We start from the raw sequence: 9,220 nt of genomic DNA on the forward strand, positions 1-9,220 counted from the left end.
TCGGCGAGGGCGGGGGAGACGCCGATGCCGGTGAGGGTGAGGCCGAGCACGGAGGCGGCGAGTATCTGGGTGGTGCGGGTCATTCGCATGGGGTGATCACTCCGAATTTATGAGGGGGCGGGGCCGGCCGGCTGTTCGGCCGGCCGGCCCCGGTTGTGCTGTGGCGGTGGGTCAGCGCGTGCGCGTCGTCACCGCCGTCGCGGTCAGCTGCAGCTGGCCGCGGCGTAGGCCGCGTCGTAGGACGTCGTGACCTGCTTGCCACCGATGGTGGCGGTGCCGGTCACGGTGGCCTTGCCGGCGGCGACCTGGGCGGTCCGGGTGTTGAAGGACTGGTAGGCCTGCTTGCCCGGGGCCACGTCGGTCACGGTCTTGTTGCCGAACGCGGTGTTCAGCGTGATCGTGGCCGGCGCGTCGCCGTCGTTGACGGCCGTGACCGCCAGGTAGGCGGTGGTGCCGATGCAGCGGGTGGCCGCGGTGACGGTCAGCTTGACCTTCGGCGTGGCGATCGTCAGCTTGAGCGACTTGGTCGCCTCGACGTTGCCGGCCTTGTCGGTCGAGCGGTAGGTCACCTCGTGCTGGCCGTCGCCGGAGACGGTGACCGGGGCGGTGTAAGCCGTCCAGGCGCCGCCGTCCAGCGCGTACTCGGTCTTGGCCACGCCGCTGCCGCCGGTCTCGTCGACCGCCTTCAGCGTGACCGTGACCGGACCGGTGAACGAGCCGTTGTCCGGCTGGGCCGGGTCGGTCGTCGCGGTGGTCACCGGAGCGGTCTTGTCCTCGCTACCCGCCTTGATCAGCTTGAAGTAGTCGAACTTGACCGTCTTGGACGCGCCCTGGTTGGTGCCGATGGTGTAGACGCCGACCTTCGACGCGTTCGCCACGGCGCTGTTCTTCACCACGGCGACCGCGCCGCTCGTGGTGAGGTCGGTCCAGGTGGTGCCGTTCGAGGAGTAGGCACCGGTGAAGCTGTCGCCCACCTTCTTCAGGCGCAGCCAGTACGGCCCGGCGGTGAGGCTGTTCACCTGCGGCTGCGGGTTCTGCACGGTGCCGCCGACCTCGCTGCGCAGCTCGATCGTCCGCGCCACCGTCGACCCTGCGGCGTTGGTGGTGAGGAAGTCGAACTTCACGTAGTTGTCGTCGTCGCCGTAGACGATCACGCCGCCCTGCTGGTACTGCTCGCTGAGAGCAGAGCCGTCGACCTTGGTCTCCAGCGTCCAGTCACCGCTCGGCGCCGTCTGCAGGATGAAGTTCTTCGGGCCGCTGTTGGTGGTCCCGTAGATGTCACCCGTCGTGGTGTCGAGCTCCAGGTTGCCACCGGTCACCCGAGCGGCCGTCGCGTCGTAACGCACGTTCTGGGTCCAGCGGCACTTGTCCAGCGAGGTGCCGTTGAAGTCGTCGTCCGGCGTCGGCGCGGTCGCCTTGTCGTCCGGCGTGATCTGGAACCAGTCGAAGGCCGCGTCCACCACCGGGTGGTTGGCCCCGGCCAGCGAGATCAGGCCGATCTTCGGGTTGGAGATCCCGGCGAGCGGCTTGGTCTCCGACATCGCCGTGAAGTTGGTGCCGTCCGAGGAGTAGTGCGCGGTGATGTTGGTGCCGTCGCTGATGAACCGCACGTACACCGTGTCGGGGTAGGCGTCCCCGAGCTGGGCCGTGTTGCTCGCCGTCACCTCGTTCGGTGCGCCCTTGTCCTCCCGGATGAACTGGAAGACGCGGTTGGCGTGGTTGGACCCGTTGGTCGACCGGCCCTGCAGCACCATCTTGGCGTAGTTGTCGTCGTCACCGTAGATGACCAGACCGGCCTGCTGGTAGGCGTCCTGCGCCTTCAGCGTGAGCTTGGCGGTGGCCGTCCAGGCGCCCGCCGGAGCCGGCTGCACGACGATGTTCGGCGTGTTGTTGGTCGTCTGGTAGATGTCGGTCGTCGAGGTCGGGATGATCAGGCTGCCGTCGGCGACGCGCAGGTCCTGGTTCTCCCGGATGACCGACCAGCGGTCACGGTCGAGCTGGGTGCCCAGGAAGTCGTCGGAGCGGCCGCTGAAGCACACGATGGCCGGCGCGTCCACCTTGACCTGAACCTGAGCACTGCTGGCGGCGCCCTTGGCGTCGGTCACCGTCACCACGGCGGTGTAGGTGCCCGGCGCGGTGTAGGTGTAGCTCGCGTTGGCCGTGGTCGGCTGCGGCGCGCCGTTCACCCCGAAGTTCCACTTGTAGGTGAGCGCGTCGCCTTCGGGGTCGCTGGCGGTGGTGGTGAAGTCCACCTTCAGCGGCGCGATGCCCGTGGTCGCGTTCGCGGCCACCGACACCGTCGGACGCTGGTTCTCCGAGGCGCCCTTGCCGACGAAGTCGACCCAGTTGAAGTTGAGCAGGAAGGAGTTGTCCGCCGCGCTCGCCGGCTTGCGCACGACGAAGTACAGCGGGCCGCTCGTGACGGGCGGGTTGGTCAGGTTCAGCGTGACGTCCTTGAACGTCTGCCAGCCGCCGGTGTTCGCCACGTCGACGGAACCGATGAGCGTCCCGGTCGCCGGGTCACCCTGCCGGACCTGGATGGTCCCGCCAGTGGTGTTCGACGAGACGCGGAACCGGATCGCGCTGATGTTGGTCAGGTTGATCGGGTCGAACGACCACCAGTCGCCGTCCTGGACGTTGGCGATGTTCTTGTTGCCGCCCGCGGTGTCGGTCGTGTCCTCGACCGAGACGCCCGCGGCGTCGGTGCCGGTGCCGCCGGTGACGCGGCCGGTGGCGCTGAAGTGCTCGGCCTGCTTGCGCTTGGGCTGCAGGATGACCTGACCCCGCCCGGTGAGCGGCTTGGCCGCCCCGGCGCCCTTGTCGGTGTAGCTGGCCTCGATGACGTAGAACAGGTTGTCGTACTCACCGTGGCCGGACATGGCGGTCTGCACGACGGCCTCGCAGCCGGTCGTCTGGTCGAGCGGGTGACCGTGGGTGTCGTGACCCAGGATGGACTGGATCTGCACCTTGCTGCAGTCGACCGTGCCGTCCTCGGCGTCGGTGACGGTGACCTTGAACTTCACCTGGTCGCCGAACTCGAAGAACGCGCCGTTCGGCGGGAGCTCGACCTTGACCTCGGGCTTGGTGTTGCCCGCGTTGATCACCACGCTCGCCTTACCGGTCAGGCCGTCGGAGTTCGTCACGGTGAGAACCGCGTTGTACTCGCCGGCCTGGGTGTAGGTGAAGGTGGGGTTGGCGGCGGTGGAGTCGGTCGTGCCGTCACCGTTGAGGTCCCAGGCGTAGGTGATGGCCTTGCCGTCGGGGTCGCGCGAGCCGTCGCTGCTGAACTTGACGGTCAGCGGCGTCGGGCCGTCGGTCTTGTCGGCGGCGGCGCGCGCCGTCGGGGGACGGACGCCCTTGACGTAGTCGATGCGGTAGACGCCGGAGTCGGCGTTGTCGCCGCCGAAGCCCGAGCCCCACTCGATCAGGTAGAGGGCGCCGTCGGGGCCGAACTTCATGTCCATGGGCTTCTTGAAGCTCAGGGTCTGAAGGATCCGGTTCATCTCGACGAGCTTGGTGCCGTCCTCGTTGAGCTGGAACGACCACATGGCGTTGTTGTTCCACTCACCGAACATGGCCTTGCCGTCCCAGTACGCCGGCCACTTGTTCGTCGACGTGATGTCGGCGTTGTAGCGGTAGACCGGGCCGCCCATCGGGGCGCCGCCGCTCAGCTCCGGGAAGTTGTTGGCGTCGACGGCGTAGTGGTACCAGACCGTCGCCGGGGTCACCGGCGGCAGGTTGGTCAGGCCGGTGTTGTTCGGCGAGTCGTTGACCGGAGCCGCGCAGTTGAACGCCGAACCCGACTGCTTCGTCGCGAAGTTGTAGTCGATGTAGGGCGAGTTGTTGCCGATGCAGTACGGCCAGCCGTAGTTGCCCGGCTTGGAGATGAGGTTCCACTCCACCGTGTTCTGCGGGCCACGCGTGGCGCTGGCGGAGTTGGAGTCGGGGCCGTACTCACCCAGCATCACGTTGCCGGTCTTGGGGTCCATCCCGATCCGGAACGGGTTACGGAAGCCCATGCCGTAGATCTCCGGCTTGGTCTTGTCCGTGCCCGGGGCGAACAGGTTGCCCGACGGGATGGTGTAGGTGCCGTCCGCCTCGGGGTGGATGCGCAGCAGCTTGCCGCTCAGGCTGTTGGTGTTGCCCGCGGAGCGCTGGGCGTCCCAGCTGGAGCGGCCCGACTGCTCGTCGATCGGCGCGAAGCCGTCGGAGTTGAACGGGTTGGTGTTGTCGCCCGTGCCCAGCCAGAGGTTGCCGGTCTTGGGGTCCATCACCAGGCCGCCGCCGTGGTGGCAGCACTCGGCGCGCTGCACCGGCACGTCCAGGATCTTCTTCTCGCTCGCCAGGTCCAGGGTGTCCCCGTTGACCGTGAACCGGCTCAGCCGGTCGACGTTCTCCGAGCCCGTGGGCGAGTAGTAGAGGTAGATCCACTTGTTCGTCGCGAACCCGGGGTCCAGCGCCATACCGAGCAGACCGCTCTCGTTGGCCGTGAACACGTTCAGGTGCGCCGCCGTCACGGTGCCGCCGCTCGGCTTGACGACCTTCACGTCACCCAGCCGGTCGATGTAGAAGACCCGGCCGTCCTTGGCGACGTCCAGCATCATCGGGTTGCTGGTGTTGTCGTCGAGGGTGACCTTCTCGTAGCTGCTGCTCTGCGAGGCGGAGCAGTCGGCCTTGACGGCGCCCGAGGCGGTCTTGATGCCGCCGAGGAGCAGCTTGAGGAAGTTCGCCTCGCTGTAGTTCTCCTTCAGGTGGCCCAGGCCGGTGTACCACGAGCGGCCACCGTCGTAGTCCTGACACCACGTGTTGGGGTGGTCGGCGCCCATCGTGCCGCCGGTGTAGGACTTCTCGTCCAGCGACGTCAGCACGTGAACCGTGTTACGCGGGTTGGTCCGGTAGTCGTACCACTCGTCGGTACGGCTCCAGGTGATCGGCAGGCCCGCGGTCGACGGGTGCGCCGGGTCCTCGACCTTGACCGTGGCCTGCTGGATCGCCGGGTGCTGCTTGAAGTAGGCCCCGACCAGCTTGCCGTACCACGCCCAGTCGTAGCCGCTGTCGGCCGCGGCGTGGACGCCGACGTAGCCGCCGCCCTTCTGGATGTAGCGCTGGAAGGCGTCCTTCTGGTCCTGGGTGCTGACCGGGTCACCGGTCGTGGACATGAAGATGACGGCCTGGTACTGCGCCAGGTTGGCGTCGGTGAACGCCGCGCTGTCCTCGGTCGTGTCGACCGCGAAGTTGTTCTCCTGGCCGAGCTTCTGCACCGCCGCGATCCCCTCGGGGATCGAGTCGTGCCGGAAACCGGTCGTCTTCGAGAAGACGAGCACCTTGAAATCAGGGGCCGCCGTGGCCGCCGTCGTGGCGGCCTCGGCGCTCACCGGCGCCGCGAGGAGGGTGATCACGGGAGCGGCGAGGGCGATGGCCGTCGTCGCCGCGCTCAGACGTTTCGGACGTCGTCCGTTGGTTGGCAGGGCCGCGTTGAGCAGCCTGGCCCACGTTCGAGAACGTGGAGACATGGAGAACCCTTTCCTGACTGGGGGGAAGGTCAGGCAAGGCGCGCGCCGCCGCGCTTGTTGCCACTTGGTCGTAGTGGATATTCCGGGGTGTTTCGGGGTGCTGGAAGGTGCCGTTCCAGGTCTGTGGGGGCCGTCAGTGAACTGCCGGCCGGGGTAATGAATCGAGGATCGAGGTGGGGTCGGCGATGATCTGGTCGACCACCATGCTCGCGGCGCCGCGTGACGCGGCGCCGAAGCCGAGCGTGGAGGCGACGAACCGGCACTGGGCGCCGGAGCCGGCCACCACCAGCCGGTTCAGCTGGTCCTGCGCGTGGGGCAGCAGCCACTGAGCCAGCGAGGCGAAGTAGCCTCCGATCACGATCACGCGGGGGTTGAACAGATTGGCCAGGATCGAGCCGCCGAGCCCGAGCCATTGGCCGACCTGCGCGACCGCCTGCGTCATGCGCCGGTCACCCGAGGACAGGCCCCGGGCGATGTCGGCCACACGTTCGTCGGGGTCGGGCACCGGCATCCCGGGCAGTCCGTACGCCTGCTCGGGCATGGCCGCGCGGACCAGTGCGGCCAGCCCGACCTTGGTCTCCCAGCATCCGACGCGGCCGCAGCCGCACTGGTCGCCGTTGGGGTCGACCCGCAGGTGCCCGACCTCGCCGGAGTAGCCGTCCGCTCCGCACAGGAGCCTGCCGCCCGAGATGATGCCACCGCCGACGCCGACCTCTCCGGTGAGATAGACCAGGTCGGGCGTGCCGGCGGCGACGCCCGAGGTGAACTCGGCCAGCGCGGAGAGGTTGGCGTCGTTGTCCACCCTCACCGGAACGTCCAGAGGCCTGAGCATGGAGGTCAGTTCGTCCGCCAGCGGCAGGTCGTGCCAGTAGAGGTTGGGCGCGAGCGTCACCACGCCGCGCGCCACGTCCACGAGGCCGGGGACGGCCACCGCGACGCCGGCGGGGACGGCACGGGCACGTTCCATAGCCTCCGCGGCCTCCTTCGCGACGAGCCCGAGGCGGCGGACGGCTCTGTCGGTGCCGCTGCCCATCGTGTCGAAGGCCACGCGGCGCTCGACCAGCACCCGGCCGCTGAGGTCGGTGCCGTGGACCGCGATGTAGTCGACATTGATCTCCAGTCCGAGGGCGCCGACGTGCGCGCCGTGCAGCGCCACCGCCCGCCTGGGCCGGCCGATCGCGCCCACGTGCTCGACGCCGACCTCCCGCACGAGCCGCCGTTCGAGCAGCTCGGCCATGAGGTTGGAGACGGTGGCCCGGTGAAGCCCGGTCGCGTCGGCGATGTCGGCGCGGGACAGGGACTCGTGGTCACGCAGCTCGCGCAGCACCAGTGAGAGGTTCGCCCTGCGCAGGGCCGCGGGGCCCGCCGCCGACGGCGTCGCGCCGCCCGGGGTGCGGAGGAGGTTCGGCTCGTACGTCACCTGACCCTCACCCGCCCTTTGTTTGTCTCTGAGATCAATTAATCAGCGTTGTAACACGAGGATGTCCGGACCTGCACCCATCTGTCGAGTAACGAGTTGGCATCGGCGGCCCAACCGCAGCTCAACGACCATCTGTACCTGGGGTTATCGGACTGTTACGGAACCTGCAACCGGTTTCAGTCTTGCGTCTTCCGGAAGTCGCTGGCATTAATTCGGCGAGCCACACGAACTAATTGAGGGAGAGGCGTGGACCGAAGCAGGGCCGACGGCCGTACGGGCGACTCGTTGAGTCGCGGTCTGTCCGCGGGTGTTCCCGCTGACCAGGCCACCGTGCGCCGTTCCAACCTCGCTCTGGTGCTGCGTCACGTGAGCGCCTCGGGCCCGTGCTCCCGGTCGGCTGTCGCGCTCGCCACCGGGCTGAACAAGACCACCGTCACCAGCCTGGTCAGCGAGTTGCAGGCACGCGGGCTGGTGATGGAGACGGGGCCGCAGCACGCGGGCTCCGTCGGCCGCCCGAGCGTCGCGCTCGCCCTCGACGGTTCGCGTGTCGGCGCCCTGGGCGTGGAGGTCAACGTCGACTACATCGCCGCCATCGCCACCGATCTGGCCGGCCGGGTGCTCGTGGACCGGCGCGTCGGCTTCGACGCGATGGGGTCCAGCCCGGAGCGCTCGCTCGACGAACTGGCCCTCGTGGTCGAGAAGACCCTGGCCGACCTCGACCGGCTCGGGGTGACGCCCGCGGGCGTAACCGTGGCGATCCCGGGCCTCATCGACACGATCACCGGCACCGTCGTCGTGGCGCCGAACCTCGGCTGGCACGGAGTGGCGGTCGCGGAGCGGCTGTCCCAGGCGGGCATCCGCCCGGACATCCCTATCGTGGTGGACAACGACGCCAACCTCGCCGCGCTGGCCGAGTACACTTCCGGCTCCGAGGCCGGCACGTCCGACCTGGTCTACCTCACCGGCGAGGTGGGCGTCGGAGGCGGTGTAATCTCCGGCGGGCGGTTGCTGGGTGGAGCGGACGGATTCGCCGGGGAGGTCGGTCACATAATGGTCGATCCCGCCGGTGAGCCCTGCCGCTGCGGCCGTGTCGGCTGCTGGGAGACCAAGGTCGGACTGGCGGCGCTGGTGCGCATGGCCACACCCGACCGTGCGTACGGCATGGGCCGGCAGATCGTCCGTGATCCGGAGGAACGGCTGGCCGAGATCGAGCAGCGGCGGGCGGAAGGCGACCCGAGGGTCGAAGCCGCCATCGCGGAGGTGGGCCGGTGGCTCGGGCTCGGCGCGTCGGTGCTGGTCAACCTCTTCAACCCACGAGTCATCGTGCTCGGTGGCTACTTCGCCAGGCTCGCCGACCGGCTCATCCCCGCCGCCCGGCAGGAGCTGACGCGTCTGGGCATGACCGGCGCCGTCGAACGCTGCCGGTTCGTCGCATCCGATCTCGGCTTCGGGGCGGCGGCACGTGGAGCGGCCGGTGTCGTCGTCGAACGAGCGCTGTCCGATCCCACCGCCATATCGATCCGACATCCGCTGCCATCGGGGTGATCGAGAACTCCGACGACCTGTCCGGCGGCGGACGCCTCTGTCCGCGGGCCGGTTCCGATCCCCCATCCTCTCCTCAGCCGTCCCCTTCGAACGTCCCGTCCGCCTGACCGTGCTCCCCGCTCGGTACTCCCCCCCGCCCATCCCGCGTGCCGTGGCGATGGGACATGCGGTCAGGCGGACGGGATCACCACCACCATTTAGCCATTCCGAGCCCTATCCCACAAGAACGTCCCGCCCGCCTGTACGGCTGTCCGGAGCCGCGTCGGCATCGTTGACGCCGACATCGGTGCCGTAGCGGCGGTGCCAGCCGGCGCCGTCAGGCGGGCGGGGCCCGGCCGCACCCACCCCTAGGAGGCCTCTGTGCAGCCGTCATCGTCCGAGTCGTCCCTGCTGGAGATGCGAGGCATCGTCAAGCAGTTCCCCGGTGTGCGTGCCCTGAACGGCGTCGACCTCGATGTCCGCGTCGGTGAGGTGCACTGCCTGCTCGGCCAGAACGGCGCCGGAAAGTCCACCCTGATCAAGACTCTGGCCGGGGCGCACCAGCCCGACGAGGGAACGATCACCTTCGACGGCCAGGAGGTCCGGCTGACCAGCCCGACGGCCGCCATCCGGCAGGGCATCGCCACGATCTATCAGGAGCTCGACCTGGTGGACGGGTTGAGTGTGGCCGAGAACATCTATCTGGGTCATGAGCGGGCGCGGTTGGGGTTCTCGCGCCGGGGGGAGGCCGAGCGGGCGGCGG

4 protein-coding genes are annotated in these 9,220 nt (G+C 68.8%); 2 read left to right on the plus strand and 2 right to left on the minus strand.

The genetic code is table 11. The features are described from left to right. Positions 1 to 203 precede the first annotated feature (203 nt). Together HHX33_RS34140 and HHX33_RS34145 are read right to left on the minus strand one after the other, a co-directional pair. On the minus strand, positions 204 to 5,513 hold the full coding sequence (locus HHX33_RS34140) for a ThuA domain-containing protein (protein ID WP_182878172.1): 5,310 nt from the start codon (positions 5,511 to 5,513) through the stop codon (positions 204 to 206). Positions 5,514 to 5,646: 133 nt separating this feature from the next. Further along, positions 5,647 to 6,933 (minus strand): ROK family transcriptional regulator, encoded by a 1,287-nt coding sequence (locus tag HHX33_RS34145; RefSeq protein ID WP_182878173.1) that lies wholly within the window; start codon positions 6,931 to 6,933, stop codon positions 5,647 to 5,649. 246 nt (positions 6,934 to 7,179) lie between these two features. Between HHX33_RS34145 and HHX33_RS34150 the strand changes: the two genes are divergently transcribed. Next, a complete protein-coding gene (locus HHX33_RS34150; protein ID WP_310741640.1) occupies positions 7,180 to 8,478 on the plus strand; it encodes an ROK family transcriptional regulator in 1,299 nt (432 codons plus the stop codon). A gap of 360 nt (positions 8,479 to 8,838) precedes the next feature. Beyond that, the coding region (locus HHX33_RS34155; RefSeq protein ID WP_310738326.1) for an ATP-binding cassette domain-containing protein at positions 8,839 to 9,220 on the plus strand (382 nt) is incomplete at its 3' end.

Source organism: Microbispora sp. H10670 (assembly GCF_014161385.1).
In the GTDB taxonomy this organism is placed as follows: Bacteria; Actinomycetota; Actinomycetes; order Streptosporangiales; family Streptosporangiaceae; genus Microbispora; species Microbispora triticiradicis.